Raw genomic sequence first — 14,783 nt, forward strand, 5'->3', positions numbered from 1 at the left:
GCTGTTAGCCGACTCGGTGCAACCACCTTACGGGCGCGCCTGCTCCGGCGTAGCGGAACACTTCCAGCTCGTCGTCCCACGCCTGGCCGAGTGCGACGTCGAGCAGGCGGCGTAGTTCGGCCGCGTCTCCCCCGGAGTCTTCGATGGCCGCCCGGATGCGGTTTTCTGGTACGACGACGTTACCCAGCTGATCTGTCTGGGCGTAGAAAATCCCTAGGCCCGGGGTGCATGACCAGCGTCCGCCGTCGGTAGTCGGCGTCGGCTCTTCTGTAACTTCAAATCGCAGGTGCTCCCACCCGCCAAGGGCGGAGGCAATCTGTGCTCCCGTGCCGGCCTCGCCTGTCCAGGACACTTCGCCGCGGTTCATATTGGGTAGCGCAGGCTGTTTCGTCCACTCAAAATGAACGGGATAGCCAAGCACGCTTGTCACCGCCCATTCAACGTGTGGTTGAACGGCCGGTGTGACCGAATGAATAAATATGACGCCTCGAGTGGCTTTGTTGTTCACCGTGACCTCCTTCTGGGTGAAATTCCCCGTGACACCCCGAAAAGGTCAGATACTTCAAGAATGCCATACGCTAGCCAGAAAGTCACGCCACATTATTTTGCGATTGGCTGATCCGGCTCGGCTTAGACCAACGCGCTTTAGATCCAAGCACCCTGCAGAACCAGAAACTTATTTTGGCACAGGTATTTCGTGGCTGAAAATTTCCGGCACGGTGGGCGCGATGAATCGGAAGCCGTGATCGAGCAACTTTTGTGGCATGACGCGTTGCGAGGCAAGCACGGCCTCGTTCGCAAAATCTCCAAGGGTGATGCGCATTGGCAACTCGGGCACGGCAAGGAACCCTGGCCTGCGAAAATGGTCGGCCAGCGCGCGGTGCCACACCTTGTTTGGTACCGGATCCGGGCTCGTCATGTTGACCGGGCCAGACAGGTCCGGCTCTCGCAGAATGCAGAGCAATGCACGCACGTAGTCGTCACGAGCGATTGTGGGCATCCAGTTCTCGCCGTCGCCAAGCCGTGCACCGAGCCCAATACGATACGGATGTTGCAAAATCGCGAGCATTCCGCCGCTTTGGCCCATGACAAGGCCGGTACGCGCGTTGACCGTGCGGATCCCGAGGTCGGCTACCCTATTGGCTTCGCTCTCCCACGCCATGCACAGCTCAGCGAGGAAGCCTGTCCCGTTCGGGCTGCTTTCGGTGAGAATGGCGTAGGCGCTTCTGGTCACAGTACCATCAGTGTCCGGGCGTCCCGAGCCGTAAAAGCCTACGGCCGAACCAGCAATAAATACCTGCGGCAATGCGTCGGCACCCTCACGCTGTGCGCGTGCCGCAAGTGAATCAGCGATCGTGCACACCGAATCTATTCGTGAATCCCACAGCACGCGTTTGTACGACGCCGTCCACGGCCTGCTGAACAGGCCAGCGCCATTGAGGCAAATCACCCCGTAGGCGCAGTCGAAGACGCTGGTGTCGATCGTCCCCGACGCCGGATCCCACTGGTAGTCACCCGCGCGTTCCGGCGCTGATCGGACAAGGCGGCGCACCTCGTAACCTGCGGCTTTCGCGGCCTCAACGAGGCGTGTGCCGATGAAACCGGAGGCTCCGGCAAGCACAAGCACTGGCGTGGTCATGTGTTCTCCCTGAGCTGGCGGAAGGCTTCTTTCTTCAGGGAGCGTTCGAGACGGTCGATGTAAAGGTAGCCGTCGAGGTGGTCGATTTCGTGCTGGACGAGCTGGCCCCAAATACCATCGCCTTCCACAACGACCGGATTACCATCGAGATCGACACCTTCTGCGCGAGCGTATACTGCACGTTTGCACGGGAACCACAGTCCGGGCACGGAGAGGCAGCCTTCGTCGTCGTTTTGGAACTCGTCTGTAGACATCTCTGTGATGACTGGGTTGAGGATGTATCCTCGCTCGCCGTCGATATTCCACGAGAACGCGCGGTAGCCGACGCCGATCTGGTTAGCTGCTAGGCCTGCGCGGCCGGGTTCGTTGACGGTGTCGAGCAGGTCTTCCACAAGTTGGCGGATCCCGGGAGTGATCGTGGTGATCGGGTCGCAGGGGGTGCGTAGTACGGGGTCGCCAATAATGCGGATATCTCGATAACTCATGGTGGTATTGTTTCACACGTGCTGATCACGTTGGGAGCGGTGCAAGGCGTTCGCGACTGATTCCATGGGTGCACGTTGGGTACGCGCTGAATAGCTTTCGTTTATACGATTCCGGTTTTTGTTGGTATCTCAAGGAAAAGAAAAGCTCCCGCGGTTGGACTCGAACCAACAACCCTTCGATTAACAGTCGAATGCTCTGCCATTGAGCTACGCGGGATTGCGACTTGATCACTTTAGCAAACGATTTTCGAAAAGCGAATTCTGAACCGGCCAAAATGCCTCACTGTGTCAATTGACACAAGCTGACCTGCCCCGATGCGGAAGAAATGTCTAGATGATGTCGAGTCCAACCGCTTCACGGAGTTGGTTTTCAAAAACGTCGAGCGCGATGCGGTCCTCGTCGGTGACCTCGTCGTCCACAATAATCTGTGTGAATAGCGTGTCGTCGGGGTTACGCCGTACTTGCCCACGTGCGATTGCGCCGGATGGGAGTTCTTCGACCTGGCGGTGCACGATCGATCTGTCGATTCTCTCCCGGATCATCGTGATCGCTGTCGGATCGGCGTGGCGCGGGATGCGGAATGTGAGCGGCGCGTTGCGTGGGTCGATGAAAATGAGGCTGAGCGTGTCCGTGTCGTCATCCCACGTGCCAGCTTCGAAGTCGGACCACGTATAGACGGTGCGTTCGCCTTCTTTCGGTACGACGGCGAAGTGCGCGTTCCAGCCAGCAATCCACGTGCCTTCTGTTTCGGGTTCTACCGGCGTGGCTGCAGCTGGCATGGTTCCGTGTTCGTCGGCGAGGTGTGCCGGTAGCTTTTTACGCTTGAACATCGACAACCTGCACTATCGCGATCGGCCGACGGCGACGTGGTTTCTGGCGAGTCCTTGAGCATTGGGGCCAGGTTGCGCCCAGCGAAAAAGCCTAAGATCGCCAGAATCACGCCAAGAGCAAGTGCGAGGATGATTGTTTTCCAAAGAGCTTTGCGTTGCTTGTCGTACATCTCATCCGAGGGTGGTTCCTGGCCGTCTGTGTGTTCATCGGGTTTGTGCATCCGTGCGTCCCTTCTTTTTGCCGACACGATAACTGTAGCCGACAGCGGCTGTGTTAGCCGTAGCGGTTAAGGGACGGGGACGAGGATTGCTTCGGCTTCGATCGCGGTGAGCTCGTTACCGTAAGTGGCTGTGTAACCTAGGCCTGGCACGGTGAACCAATCACTACCGTCAGTGCGGACCTCGACTCGCCAGCCAATACGCACACCCGGCCGGTATACACCTGGGGCCCGGTAAATGGCTCGCACGTCACCATCTGGCCACACCCCGCCCGGGCTCACAGTCGACAAACTCGTGCCATCACCGGGCCACCACTGAAACCCCACCGGCATAAACCGCAGCGTTGCCGACACACCCAACACATTCACCGCAGCCTCATAGGGGCGTGCCGAGGACGCGAAATACACGTCCTTATTCACCAGCACTTCGCCCGAGGCCGGCTGGAACGTTAACACGCCACCATCAATAATGGTTTGGGCGTGGTCACGGACATAAAATCCCACATCAGCAGCTGACACCACCGGAACCGCCGCCTCAGCCTCCTCCTCGCCGGCATCTGGTTCGGCGGCAGGCTCACTGCCACGGTTCATGCAATACTCCGCCAACGGGCCAGACATCTGCCAATTCGGCAACGCACCCGGTAACGCCCCCGCGTGTTGGAAAGCATACGAACGACACAACTCATCCACACTCACCGACTCCAACGCACTCACACTCCCCCGCGGAGCCTCTGCCACGCTTGGCATAGACGCCGTGCTGCCTGCATAGGCGGTCCGGGGTGGAGACTTAGGCTGACTGACGTGTTCACTTTCGATGACGACAGCGCTACCGCTCACGCTTGCAGACCACGATGACGTAGTGTCATCACCTCCGGAGAGAAGAGTTCCGAAGACGAGAGTTGATAAGACGTGCAGAATCACAGCTCGGGAACTCCAAATTTGTCTTGGTCTAAAATATCGAAGGATCGCACTTTGAGCCCTTCTTCGACGACTAGGCCGATAATCACAGCGTGACGATTTGCCTCAAGATAGTCTGAACCCTCTGGGTTGTAATGGTGAATTTCACTGCGGTCAACAAGGAAGTCCATCCGGTAATCAAGCTTTCCTGTTGAGCTAAACCATGCCGTTTCAACAACTCCTAGGTTAATGTCCGTCCAAGCACCAACTTGGTTCATATTGTTTGCGGACTCAATGACAGTCTGACAGTACTCACATTCTGGGTGGGCATATTTTTCCCATTCGGCGGTATCGCCCGTCTTTTTCACGTAGGGATACAACTTTACGTAGTACTCAGCAAGTGCCGCAGCATCCTCGAGCTCAACACCAGTCAGCACAGGCTCGCTCGGTGGCATCACCTGCGGGCGCGGCGGAATCGTATACTCCTCAGTCGGCACAGCCGAACCACCGGTCGCAGGACTCGCCGACCCACCACCATCAGCAGGGTCAGCCCCACCGCAGGCAGCCAACACTGCAGCAGCACACACCAAACCCGCACCTAAACGCAAGGCGCGAAAACGCCGTCGTTGAACTCCCATACCCCAAACCTAGTGCGCCAGCCATACCCGCGCCGCAGTTTTCCACAACCTCCCATAGACGGGACTAGACTAGCCACATGGCGCACCGGATCGAGGACTACTTCCCCAGCTCACACGTGCCAAATTTGCGTGTGAAGAACGTGGAGGTGCCGCCGGCGTCGGCGGCGATACCCGATCCACACGATCTCGCTCAGGCACTGCAACCAGCACTCGATCTGCTTCGAGGAAAGAAGATAGCGGCGCTCACGGGTGCCGGATTGTCAACAGATTCGGGTCTGCCCGACTACCGCTCCCCCGGCTCGCGCAAACGAAACCCAATCACAATCCAGCAGTTCATGGCCGAAGAGCGCTGGCGGCGGCATTATTGGGCGCGTAACCATCAAGGCTGGCTCGGTCCGCGGATGGCAGCCCCGAACGCCGGACACAAGGCGCTCGCCGATCTCGAACGGCGCGGGATCCTCACCGGGTTAATCACACAGAACGTGGATCGGCTACACACGCGAGCCGGCTCAAGACGCACGGTCGACCTGCACGGACGCTTCGACGAAGTGGTCTGCACCGAGTGCAACAGGGTATTCACACGCGACAGCCTGCACAAGCGGCTTTTAGCAGCGAACCCGACCTGGGTGTCGGACGCCCCGGAAAACGACGCCATCGCCCCAGACGCCGACGCCACCGTAGAAAACACACAAGGATTCCAAGTGGTCGGCTGTGAACGTTGCGGCGGTATTTTGCGCACCAACGTCGTGTTCTTCGGCGGCACGGTCCGCCCCGAAGACGTGCGAGCAGCCACCGATATTATCGACGAGGCCGACGCCCTGCTCGTCGCCGGAACCTCGCTTCCCGTCCAGTCCGCACTACGTCTGGTACGAACCGCTCACCGGGCAGACAAACCGATCGTCATCATCAACCGTGGCCACACCAAGGGCGACAAGTACGCCGACGTGATCGTCCACGCTGGCACCACGGAGTCGCTCAGCTGGCTAGCCGAGCAGCTATAGAAGCTCTCGGAGCAGCAACAATTAGCGCAGCACCTCGCCGTCACCGAGGTCGCTGATTTTCAGCGTCTGGCGCGTTGGCGCACCCTCCCAATCACCTACCGAACCAACGGCGAAAGCGCCGCAAAGGTGGGCGCGCTGCAGGCTCTCCAAGGCAGGAAGATCGTCCAAGCAACCGGATAGATAGCCAGCCACGAAACCGTCACCCGCACCGATCGTGTCCTTCACCGGCACCTGCAAACCGGGGGCGCTCACCTGCCCGTCCGCGTCGCACGAGGTCGCACTTCCAGCATTCTTATACACCACACGGCTGACACCTTGGCGTAGTAGCGCGTCAACGCCATCGTCAATATCAGCTTCCCCCGTGATCAAAGAAATCTCCTCCGGACCACCGAATACGATATGTGCGTGGGAAGCAATCTCAGCGAGGACTGGCGTTGCCTCCTCCTCGGTCCACAACCGAGAACGATAGTTAACATCAAAACTAAGTTTCACGCCGTGTTCGCTCGCTTCGCGGATGACTCGCTGGGTGGTAGCCAAGGCACTATCGCCCAGTGCGGGCGTGATGCCCGTCAGGTGAATGACCTTGGGTTTCAACGACAACATGTAGTCGATCTGTTCGTCGGAGAACTGGCGTCCAGCTGAGCCGGTGCGATGGTAGTCAACAGCAAACGAGCCGAGCCCAGCCTCACGGGAAACCATGAGTCCCGTTGGATACTCGCCAGTTTCGACAACGCCGCCCTCGTCCACTTGCTCGGCTCGGAGCCCACGCAAAATGAGATGCCCGAAGGTATCGAGCCCGACTGTTCCCACCCATGCAGTGCTATATCCAAGCCGGGACAATCCGATGGCAACATTGGTTTCAGCGCCGGCAAAGGATGCGCGCGTACGCCCGCCGATAGCCGGAATGTCAGTGAATCGAATGGTGCCCATGGTTTCGCCGAAAGTTGCGACGTCTATCATGTCTTTTCTTCTTTCCAGCGGGCGCGGGACCCGCTTTGCCACGTTTTCATTGTTACGGAAAGCCCCGCAGGGTTACAAGACAACGCTACACCCCACGCCACCACGATGGATTCGGTTCGGCTGTTAGCGTCCGGGCGATTGAGTGCCCCCAGCAGGACTTGAACCTGCGACCAAGGAATTATGAGTTCCCTGCTCTAACCGTCTGAGCTATGGGGGCCAGCCGGAACAGTCTATCAGCGAGCATTACGAACTTTGAATTCCAGCGTGCGACGTTGCCCCTGTGACATTCGCGCCACCAGTCATCGTGGGCATTGCGCTACCGAACGGGTTCGCCTTCCGGAACTGGCACACCCCACACAGCTCCCCTTCGTCGGCTGGGTGCCGCGCCCCGCACTGGACGCACGCAGCGCTATTAATCGAATACAGTTTTCTTTCTGGTTCATCCAGCAGGTCAGCAAGCCGCATGTCACCTTGCACCCACAGGCCTTCCACTGGGCACAGCTCCACGCACGCCTGCTCACCGGCACACTTTTCTGAGGTCTGCCACAGTGCAGAACTGTCGTCGTAGTGGAGCAAGGTTAACGCTCCGTGCGGGCACGCCTTCACGCATACCCCGCAGGCCGTGCACTCACTGACCGCCAGCCGCACGCCGCCCAGCTTTGCTTCGAGCCCTTCTCCTGGGCGCACCCGACCTTGCTCGCTCAGCAATTTCAGTGCGGCGAGCGTGCGCGCGGTTTCGTCGGCCTTGATCGGGATCGGCGGTTTATCGCGCAAGCCCAGCCCGAGCAACACTCGGCGCGGCACGCCAATCTGACCGACCACCAGCGGCTCTGGACCGGGAAGCAACCCACGCTTAGTCTCGGTGTAGCGATAGACCAGCCGCGGCGTCAGGGACTCCCACACCGACGTCTGTTCGGCCATCGCCTCCGGCTCCTCCGAGCACGCCACCACGCCCACTTTCTCGATCCCGAGCGCAAGAATCTGCGCAGGCACACCCACAGACGCCTGCGTCAAACACCCGTTCCACACCACAAGCTGGCACCTTCGCCCCAGCCTCGGCACCTTCGCATGATCGCAAGCGAGCACAACTTCACGCGGCAGGTCATGTGCCCACATCCAGCGCAGCAGAGCCGCGACGTCGTCACTCATCGCCCCGGCTCCGTTCGACACTTGCCAGTTCATCACCGACGACGTCTAACGCTGCTCGCGTCATTTGCGCAATCGCCCGGTACGTCACGCTTCGCGCACCGCGTTCCACGTGATCAAGTAGGCGTTCGGCATACCCAAGGTGGCCTGCATAGAAGTCGCGCGCCTGCACGAATGCGCCGGTGTCATCGCCTACCTGCGTGATGAGATGACCGAGGAAACCCAGTTGCACGGAAAAGTGATCCACAGGGAAACCCGCCATCTTCAGCGGCTGATAACGCCACGCCCGGTAGACCTCACGCAGGCTTCGGATTAGACCGGCTCGCGCGCTACCACCGCTGTGCGCTCCGGTGGCTTCCCTATCACCGGCATACTCCGATTCGGCCATTTTCACCGTGCCGGCTGGTCCGAAGAGCCCTGCGAAGTCGTCGGCCACTACCCTGCCTGGATCGCCCGCACTTGCGATCTGTTCCATGGCAGCCACCGACCGCTCATCGCGCACCGGCCAGGTGGCTGCCATCTGCGGGTCAGTGAAACGGCGCAACACCTCGGAGTTCGGAGCCTCCACGTAAAACCGTGCGAGCGAAAACAGGGCGGTCGCACGTTGCACCGCCCGCAGCCGCTGCTCGGGCACCGAATCTTGCCACGGCGTCGCCATCACACCTCCCACCACGCGTTACTTCCCACCCTACATGCCAACCGTCTAGAGGTTCTTGCCCGCAAACCCTAGGATGAAGGCATGGAAGTTTTCGGGATCAACGGCAGTGAGTTCCTTGTGATCCTCACTGTCGCTGTGATCGTGCTCGGCCCCGACGCGATCACGAGCGCCATGCGCGGGCTTCGAAACTTCATCGACTCCGCCAAAGCATTTTCCGCAAAACTCCGTGAAGAAACCAGCGAGGATCTCCGTGCCACCGGTCTGAGCGACGTCGACCTGTCCGCTTTCGACCTCAGCGAGCTCGACCCGCGCCAAATGATCCGCGAAGCCGTGCAAGAAGAGATCGCCGCCTGGGCCCGTGAAACGGGTGCCACCCCACCGAAACGACGGCCAACCACCACGAAAGCGGCCGACCCCAGTAACCCCAAGTAGTGTGCGACACGGTAAGATAACTACCACCACTCGAGTTTGGCTTGCCGAGTAACGCTTGCCTAGGAAAGGAACGCCAATGAAGCCTTCGCACGTCATTGTGCTCATCGTCGTGTTACTGATCGTGTTCGGATCATCGAAGTTGCCTGAGATTGCGCGTTCCATCGGCCAGTCCGCAAAAGTGATGAAGAAGGAATTGCGCGAGTTACAAGACGACGATCCGAAGCAGCTTCCGCCCTCTCAAGCAGGCCAACAGCCCGGCACACAGCAACCGGGCACACAGCAGCCCGGCATGCAGCAGCCCGGTACGCACGAGCCCGGCACTCAACAACCTGGCCCTGAACAACCCGGCGCAAACAATTATCCGCAGCAAGACACGTGAGATCCCGCAAACGCGATAACCCCAAGGCAGTGATGCCGGTTCGCGAACACCTGCGCGAACTTCGCAAACGCATTCTGCTATCGCTGGCTGGTATCTTCGTCGGTGCTGTTATCGGCTGGTACCTGTATGAGCCGGCCATGAACTTCATCACCGAGCCGCTGACTCGCATCACCAGCCAGGCTGCGATTCTCAACTTTGACACGATCGGCCAGGCCTTCGACCTCAAACTACGCGTAGCCTTCTGGATCGGCGTCATCATTTCCAGCCCGTGGTGGGTGCTCCAACTATTCCTATTCATCTCCCCTGGGCTTAAACGAAAGGAACGCTGGCATCTCATTGTGTTTTCGCTGGTCGGCGTCCTGCTGTTTGCCGCGGGTGTGCTCTCCGGAATGCGGATGGCACCCATCGCAGTCGAGATCCTCACCTCGTTCAACCCCGACAACTCCGCGAGTTTTATTCGCGCTACCGCCTACGTGTCGTTCTACATGCGGCTCGTTATGGCGTTCGGACTGTCGTTCCTTCTTCCCGAAGTGCTCGTGGTCCTCAATTTCCTCGGGCTCGTCTCATGGCGGTCGATGCTGCGTCACTGGCGCTGGGCGGTGGTGCTGTGCTTCGTGTTCGCCGCGATTGCAAACCCGCTCCCTTCCCCGTGGCCGATGACCATCCAAGCTTTCGTGCTCATCGCACTGTACCTGCTGGCCGTGCTGATATCGTTTATTAACGAGAAGTTGCGGGCAAAGAGGCGCGCGAAAGAAGACGCCGAACTCGCTGATCCACCGCGGCTCCCCCAATCTAGTTCCCCTGATGATAAGGAGTAACACCGTGTCTGATGAAGCAAAGAAGATGGAAATCATGGGCAAGTGGCTTGACGCCGTCGCCGATGAGCTTGGCCTAGACGCCACCCAGTACAAGGCTAACCGTGACGAGCTACTCAACCTCACTGCGAAAATCGCCCACGGCCCATCCCGCCCAGGCGCACCGATGACGCTTTTCCTCATCGGCCTGACCAGCGCTTCCAGCGGCGAGGTCTCGCAGGCTGTTACCAAGATCGAAGAGCTCATCGAACGCTACGAAGGATAGCGACGACGGCGTTCAGGTGTCGGTTTCGTCGAAGAGCCGCCGCTGGTTTTCTAGCTCGAGTAACCGCTCGAAAAGTTTGGCCTGCTCGGGCGAATCGGGCGTGGCGCGTTGCACCATGCCCCGCACGTCCGCAATTTGGCGTGTGATCCCCTGCTTGATCAGTGACATCATGATCCCCCGCACGTAAGGCCACTGCTGATCCGGGTCCGATTCCGGTAGCGGCTCGACGGCGAGTTGGGTGATTGCCTGCGCGACGAGGTCATCGGCCTGCGCGAGCACCTGCTCCACAAACCAGCTGGTCGCCTTCGCCTCGAGATCGTCGCTGTGACCTGCTTCTTTGAGCTGGTCGAGGCGCTGTTTATAGAGCGCGACGCCGCCTGCCGCCCGGATCGCATCGTGGACGGCTTGGTGGGTGGGCACCGTGAAACTCTGCGCGGGTAAATCTTGAGCGTTGGCCGCGAGCGCTAAACCGGGCAGTTGCAACATGACTTCGAGGGCTTGGCGTTCCACGCGCGCAACCGGGTCTTTGATCTGGTTGCGCGGCGGCAGAGGGCTCGCCGGGCGGGTTTCCTCCACCGGGGTGCCATCGGCCCATTCGATCTGTTGGGGAACGCGCGCAGACTGTGCCACCGTCTGGTAAACCATTCGTTCGTCCATGCCCAGCCAGCCAGCTAACTCACGCACGTATTCGCCTCGCAAAACCCGATCCCGGATGGAGGCGATCACCGGCGCGGCTGCCCGCAGGCCCGCCGTGCGGCCTTCGGCAGTGTGCAGGGGCACGCCTTCCAAGATTGATTTGATGACGAACGCAAACAAAGGCTGGCGTGACTCAACGAGGCTACGCACGCCCTCGTCTCCGTAGGCCAAGCGCACGTCACACGGATCCAACCCGCCCGGTGAAATCGCGACGAACGTTTGCGCGGCGAAGCTTTGATCCTCCTGAAAAGCGCGCAAGGCGGCTTTCTTGCCAGCCTCATCGCCGTCAAAAGTGAAAATCACTTCCCCGCCAAAGGCTTTGCCGCCGGCCAACATGACACCGGCGGCCGGGTTGGCCGTATCGCGCAGCAACCGGCGCACGATCTTCACATGCTCTTCGCCGAATGCCGTGCCGCACGTGGCTACCGCGTGCGGCACGCCCGCCAGATGAGCGGCCATCACATCGGTATATCCTTCGACGACGACGATCCGCCGATCCCGCGCAATATCCCTCTTCGCCAGGTCGAGCCCGTAGAGCACCTGCGACTTCTTGTAGATCATGGTCTCGGGCGTGTTCAAATATTTCGGGCCGTCGCCGTCGCCAAGCTTGCGTGCGCCGAAACCTATCGTGTCGCCAGTGATCGAGCGGATTGGCCACATGACCCGGCCGCGGAAGCGATCGTACAGGCCTCGGCTGCCCTGCGTGCCCAGCCCGGAGGCACTGATCTCCTTTTCCGTAAACCCGCTGCGGCGCAGCTCTTTAAGTACGCTATCCCAGGTGTCAGGGGCGTAGCCGACGCGGAAGTGCGCAATCGCGTCAGCATCGAAACCTCGATCGGCGAGCATCGCACGCGCCTCTTTCGCCTCGGGTGTAGCAAGCTGACGTACATAAAACTCTTCGGCCACCCGGTGGGCATCAATGAGCCGCGAGCGCGTCACGTCTTTCTGCCCGCCACCAGCAGGCCTGCTGCCTTCCTCGTATTGCAGCTGCACACCCGTTTTTTCAGCTAGGTATTCCACGGCTTCAACGAACGAGATGTGTTCGATGTTCATGATGAACGAGATGACATCTCCGCCTTCGCCGCAGCCGAAGCAGTGCCAGCGGCCCACGTGCGGGCGCACGTTGAACGACGGTGTTTTTTCGTCATGGAACGGGCACAGGCCTTTAAGTGAGCCGACTCCTGCGGGTTTGAGAGTGACGTATTGGCTCACCACATCATCGATCCGGGTGCGGTCGCGCACCTCGTCGATACTCTGCTTTTTGATTAGGCCAGCCACGCACTCATATTAACCCCTCGGCGCCGCCCGCGCCGCATGCCTCCACAGAGCCGCCCGCCGCCTCACCAATCGGTAGTCAGTTGCGGAGCATTCCGCAGTAGGTGGAATGCCACAACCTGGCCGATTGATCGGTGAGCGAAGCTACTTGGTCCACGACGACGCGGAGTTGGGCGTCTTCGCCGTCGGCCATTTTCCACATTTCCGCTAAATGCGGTTCCAGCCTCTCTACGGGATCTTCCATGATGGCGTCCACAAGATCCATGATGAGGCTGCGTTCTTCGTAGTAGCGCGGTTCGGTTTCCCGCGGTGCCATAACGAAGTGCACTGCTAAGCCTTTCAAAAACGTGATCTCGGCAAGCGTGTCGCGTGGAATCGTCACGTCCCCGTTGTAACGCGTGAGCGGCTCGCCCCCAGAGGCTGCCAGGCTCGCTGCGCTGACTGCCCCCACAAACCTTCCGATCAAGTCCGACGTGAGATCCTTCAGTTGGGCGAGATCGCGCAGCGTACCGGAATATTCGGCAGGCCATGAGTGCATCGTGAACAGCCTGCCGGCCGCAGCTTCGAGCTCGGACGCAGAAACGGCGTCGCCATACCAGTTCAAAGTGGATTCGACGACGGCGGTAACCTGCCCTTCGCGATCAGCCAGAAACTCTGCGGGGCGCAGCGCCCCGCGCACAATGGAATCTTCCAGATCGTGTACTGAATAGGCGATGTCGTCTGCCAAATCCATCATCTGCGCTTCGGCGCACTGGCGGTTTTCCGGTGCGCCGCTACGCGCCCACGCAAACGCCGGCTCATCCGAGGCGTAGAAACCAAACTTGCGCTGGCTCTTCCCGGCAGGCGCCTGCCCGTTCGCCCACGGGTACTTAATCGCCGCGTCGGTGGCCGCGCGCGTGAGATTCAGCCCGGCCGGGCGGGCGTCGTCGTGAAAACGTTTCGGCTCCAGCCGAGTGAGGATACGTAACGTCTGCGCGTTGCCCTCGAAACCGCCGATGCCAGATGCGATGTCGTTGAGCGCCCGCTCGCCGTTGTGACCGAACGGCGGGTGACCAATATCATGAGCTAGGCATGCGCTTTCCACCAGATCCTGGTCGGCACCCAAGTTTTTCGCGAGAGACCTGCCCACCTGTGCTACCTCGAGTGAATGCGTGAGCCGCGTGCGAATAAAATCGTTCGACTCCGGGCCCAACACCTGCGTTTTCGCGCCCAAACGGCGCAGGGCAGACGAATGAAGCACCCGCGCCCGATCCCGTTCGAAATCCGTGCGCGAGGGACTCTTCGACGCCTCCGGCGCCCATCTAGCCGTGTCAAAACTCGAGTAACTCACGAATTAACCATACCCGCCTTACATGGCACAATAAGGAACGTGGTTGTACGAGGTGTTGATAAAGTCGCGTCCACGTCCATGACGCTCCTCTACCAGGCCCCGGCATCCGCCGGACCGTGGCGAGACCGCCACCTGTGGTATCAGACTGCGCCAAGCGAAGTACCTAACACAGCTAGCGCACTCGAGCTTATTTCTGGGCTTGCACGGGTTGGCATGCACGTGGTCACACTGCCGGCGATCGCTGCCGACGCCGATCCGCGCTACGTCTCATCCGTCAGTGCACACGCAAAGCGACGCGGAATCGCCGTCATTCCCAACATTGGCAGCGGCGTGCTGGCCGCCCGGGGGCACGATGACATGAGCATCGGCGAACGATTCGGCGTACTCGAGGACTGGTTCGACAAGGGTGCACGCGGCGTCGAACTCGGCCGGGATAACATCGCTGCCACACATTCAGATGGCGCGCACGAGCACAGCGGGTGGAACGTGCGCGAACTGCAAGCATGGATGCAGTACCGCCATCCCGACTCAATACTCTCAATCTCTCTGCGCGCCGATTCGTTCGACTCTGTCAGCGAACACGCCCTCGAAGACTTTTTCGACGTGCTCCGTTTCGACATAACCGGTGCCACGCCGCTGACCGCGAGCAACTACTTCCACCAAACCGCCATGTCTTTCCAGCTCTACCGCGCTGCCGGAGCGCTACCCGCCTGGAATGCCACGTGGAATGTTCTCAATAATATTTCCGGGCGGATATCTCAGTCCGGGCTCGCACTTGCCACGATTTTCTTGCCGGGCATTGTTCATTTTGAAAAGGACGTCGTCGGCGCGGGGCCGTCCACCCGCCACGCCATGCGGATGCGCGATTCTCTCGGCCTGCACAAGGCGCATCTGTTGATCGACGATTCCAAGGCCGCCGACGGTTTTATTCAGCTCACCACCGAACGCGCCGACATGCTCATCAACTTCGGCCCGCACCACTACGAGATTCCAAACGACGGGCGCGTGCTCATGTCGTCGATGATCGCGCTTCCCGAACGCGGGCCGAACTTGCTCGTGCCGCCCGGCGAGGTGGCGTGGATCAGGCGTACAAGCAGCTTCTAGCAGGCTCTTGGCGT

Annotated in this window: 17 protein-coding genes and 2 tRNA genes; 6 read left to right on the plus strand and 13 right to left on the minus strand. The window is 60.0% G+C overall.

Annotated elements, in window-relative coordinates:
- Nucleotides 1-4: 4 nt before the first annotated feature.
- The 7 genes from EL234_RS01230 to EL234_RS01260 form a co-directional block, all read right to left on the minus strand.
- A complete protein-coding gene (locus tag EL234_RS01230; protein WP_126415762.1) occupies nucleotides 5-508 on the minus strand; it encodes a DUF3145 domain-containing protein in 504 nt (167 codons plus the stop codon).
- Nucleotides 509-676: 168 nt separating this feature from the next.
- Entirely contained in the window at nucleotides 677-1,639 is a 963-nt protein-coding gene (locus tag EL234_RS01235) for a TIGR01777 family oxidoreductase (RefSeq protein ID WP_126415763.1), read from the minus strand.
- Nucleotides 1,636-2,124 (minus strand): peptide deformylase, encoded by a 489-nt coding sequence (locus EL234_RS01240; RefSeq protein ID WP_126415764.1) that lies wholly within the window; start codon nucleotides 2,122-2,124, stop codon nucleotides 1,636-1,638. The genes EL234_RS01235 and EL234_RS01240 overlap by 4 nt, the downstream gene beginning before the upstream one ends.
- A 145-nt stretch (nucleotides 2,125-2,269) precedes the next feature.
- A tRNA-Asn gene (locus EL234_RS01245) sits at nucleotides 2,270-2,341 on the minus strand.
- Between the two features lie 113 nt (nucleotides 2,342-2,454).
- Complete coding sequence (locus EL234_RS01250; RefSeq protein WP_126415765.1) at nucleotides 2,455-2,955, minus strand: hypothetical protein; 501 nt, start codon at nucleotides 2,953-2,955, stop codon at nucleotides 2,455-2,457.
- Between the two features lie 287 nt (nucleotides 2,956-3,242).
- A complete protein-coding gene (locus tag EL234_RS01255; RefSeq protein WP_126415766.1) occupies nucleotides 3,243-3,887 on the minus strand; it encodes a hypothetical protein in 645 nt (214 codons plus the stop codon).
- A gap of 203 nt (nucleotides 3,888-4,090) precedes the next feature.
- Nucleotides 4,091-4,708, minus strand: coding sequence for a DUF6318 family protein (locus EL234_RS01260; protein ID WP_126415767.1), 618 nt, complete (start codon nucleotides 4,706-4,708; stop codon nucleotides 4,091-4,093).
- Between the two features lie 77 nt (nucleotides 4,709-4,785).
- Here EL234_RS01260 and EL234_RS01265 point away from each other — a divergent pair, with 77 nt between their 5' ends.
- A complete protein-coding gene (locus tag EL234_RS01265) occupies nucleotides 4,786-5,709 on the plus strand; it encodes a Sir2 family NAD-dependent protein deacetylase (RefSeq protein WP_126415768.1) in 924 nt (307 codons plus the stop codon).
- A 21-nt stretch (nucleotides 5,710-5,730) separates the two neighbouring features.
- Here EL234_RS01265 and EL234_RS01270 read toward each other — a convergent pair whose 3' ends face one another.
- The 4 genes from EL234_RS01270 to EL234_RS01285 form a co-directional block, all read right to left on the minus strand.
- A complete protein-coding gene (locus tag EL234_RS01270) occupies nucleotides 5,731-6,711 on the minus strand; it encodes a sugar kinase (protein WP_126415769.1) in 981 nt (326 codons plus the stop codon).
- A gap of 101 nt (nucleotides 6,712-6,812) precedes the next feature.
- Nucleotides 6,813-6,886, minus strand: a tRNA-Ile gene (locus EL234_RS01275).
- A 26-nt stretch (nucleotides 6,887-6,912) separates the two neighbouring features.
- Complete coding sequence (locus EL234_RS01280) at nucleotides 6,913-7,851, minus strand: 4Fe-4S dicluster domain-containing protein (RefSeq protein ID WP_407701391.1); 939 nt, start codon at nucleotides 7,849-7,851, stop codon at nucleotides 6,913-6,915.
- Nucleotides 7,811-8,473, minus strand: coding sequence for a TorD/DmsD family molecular chaperone (locus tag EL234_RS01285; RefSeq protein WP_126415771.1), 663 nt, complete (start codon nucleotides 8,471-8,473; stop codon nucleotides 7,811-7,813). Before EL234_RS01285 ends, EL234_RS01280 begins: the two co-directional genes overlap by 41 nt.
- A gap of 81 nt (nucleotides 8,474-8,554) precedes the next feature.
- On the opposite strand from EL234_RS01285, the gene EL234_RS01290 reads away from it, so the two are divergent.
- The 4 genes from EL234_RS01290 to EL234_RS01305 all read left to right on the plus strand — a co-directional run bounded on the left by EL234_RS01290 (nucleotide 8,555) and on the right by EL234_RS01305 (nucleotide 10,364).
- Nucleotides 8,555-8,905 (plus strand): Sec-independent protein translocase subunit TatA/TatB, encoded by a 351-nt coding sequence (locus tag EL234_RS01290; protein ID WP_126415772.1) that lies wholly within the window; start codon nucleotides 8,555-8,557, stop codon nucleotides 8,903-8,905.
- 76 nt (nucleotides 8,906-8,981) lie between these two features.
- Nucleotides 8,982-9,284, plus strand: a complete 303-nt coding sequence (locus EL234_RS01295) for a twin-arginine translocase TatA/TatE family subunit (RefSeq protein WP_126415773.1) — start codon at nucleotides 8,982-8,984, stop codon at nucleotides 9,282-9,284.
- A complete protein-coding gene (gene tatC / locus EL234_RS01300; RefSeq protein ID WP_241969039.1) occupies nucleotides 9,281-10,102 on the plus strand; it encodes a twin-arginine translocase subunit TatC in 822 nt (273 codons plus the stop codon). Before EL234_RS01295 ends, tatC begins: the two co-directional genes overlap by 4 nt.
- Before the next feature lie 4 nt (nucleotides 10,103-10,106).
- Nucleotides 10,107-10,364, plus strand: a complete 258-nt coding sequence (locus EL234_RS01305; protein WP_126415774.1) for a DUF6457 domain-containing protein — start codon at nucleotides 10,107-10,109, stop codon at nucleotides 10,362-10,364.
- 12 nt (nucleotides 10,365-10,376) lie between these two features.
- Here EL234_RS01305 and dnaG read toward each other — a convergent pair whose 3' ends face one another.
- Both dnaG and EL234_RS01315 read right to left on the minus strand, forming a co-directional pair.
- A complete protein-coding gene (gene dnaG, locus EL234_RS01310) occupies nucleotides 10,377-12,338 on the minus strand; it encodes a DNA primase (RefSeq protein WP_126415775.1) in 1,962 nt (653 codons plus the stop codon).
- Nucleotides 12,339-12,414: 76 nt separating this feature from the next.
- On the minus strand, nucleotides 12,415-13,665 hold the full coding sequence (locus tag EL234_RS01315; protein ID WP_126415776.1) for a deoxyguanosinetriphosphate triphosphohydrolase: 1,251 nt from the start codon (nucleotides 13,663-13,665) through the stop codon (nucleotides 12,415-12,417).
- Nucleotides 13,666-13,704: 39 nt separating this feature from the next.
- Between EL234_RS01315 and EL234_RS01320 the strand changes: the two genes are divergently transcribed.
- Nucleotides 13,705-14,769 carry a hypothetical protein gene (locus EL234_RS01320; protein ID WP_164712281.1) on the plus strand — a complete coding sequence of 355 codons (1,065 nt, stop codon included), beginning with the start codon at nucleotides 13,705-13,707 and terminating at the stop codon, nucleotides 14,767-14,769.
- Nucleotides 14,770-14,783 lie beyond the last annotated feature (14 nt).

Origin of the sequence: Trueperella bialowiezensis (genome assembly GCF_900637955.1) — a bacterium.
Lineage (GTDB): Bacteria > Actinomycetota > Actinomycetes > Actinomycetales > Actinomycetaceae > Trueperella > Trueperella bialowiezensis.

Excerpts from the sequence above, each read along its gene's own strand:
- EL234_RS01235 (WP_126415763.1), bottom strand. The coding sequence starts at position 1,639 with ATGACCACGCCAGTGCTTGTGCTTGCCGGAGCCTCCGGTTTCATCGGC.
- EL234_RS01240 (WP_126415764.1), bottom strand. The coding sequence starts at position 2,124 with ATGAGTTATCGAGATATCCGCATTATTGGCGACCCCGTACTACGCACC.
- EL234_RS01250 (WP_126415765.1), bottom strand. The coding sequence starts at position 2,955 with ATGTTCAAGCGTAAAAAGCTACCGGCACACCTCGCCGACGAACACGGA.
- EL234_RS01260 (WP_126415767.1), bottom strand. The coding sequence starts at position 4,708 with ATGGGAGTTCAACGACGGCGTTTTCGCGCCTTGCGTTTAGGTGCGGGT.
- EL234_RS01265 (WP_126415768.1), top strand. The coding sequence starts at position 4,786 with ATGGCGCACCGGATCGAGGACTACTTCCCCAGCTCACACGTGCCAAAT.
- EL234_RS01280 (WP_407701391.1), bottom strand. The coding sequence starts at position 7,851 with ATGAACTGGCAAGTGTCGAACGGAGCCGGGGCGATGAGTGACGACGTC.
- EL234_RS01285 (WP_126415771.1), bottom strand. The coding sequence starts at position 8,473 with ATGGCGACGCCGTGGCAAGATTCGGTGCCCGAGCAGCGGCTGCGGGCG.
- EL234_RS01290 (WP_126415772.1), top strand. The coding sequence starts at position 8,555 with ATGGAAGTTTTCGGGATCAACGGCAGTGAGTTCCTTGTGATCCTCACT.
- EL234_RS01295 (WP_126415773.1), top strand. The coding sequence starts at position 8,982 with ATGAAGCCTTCGCACGTCATTGTGCTCATCGTCGTGTTACTGATCGTG.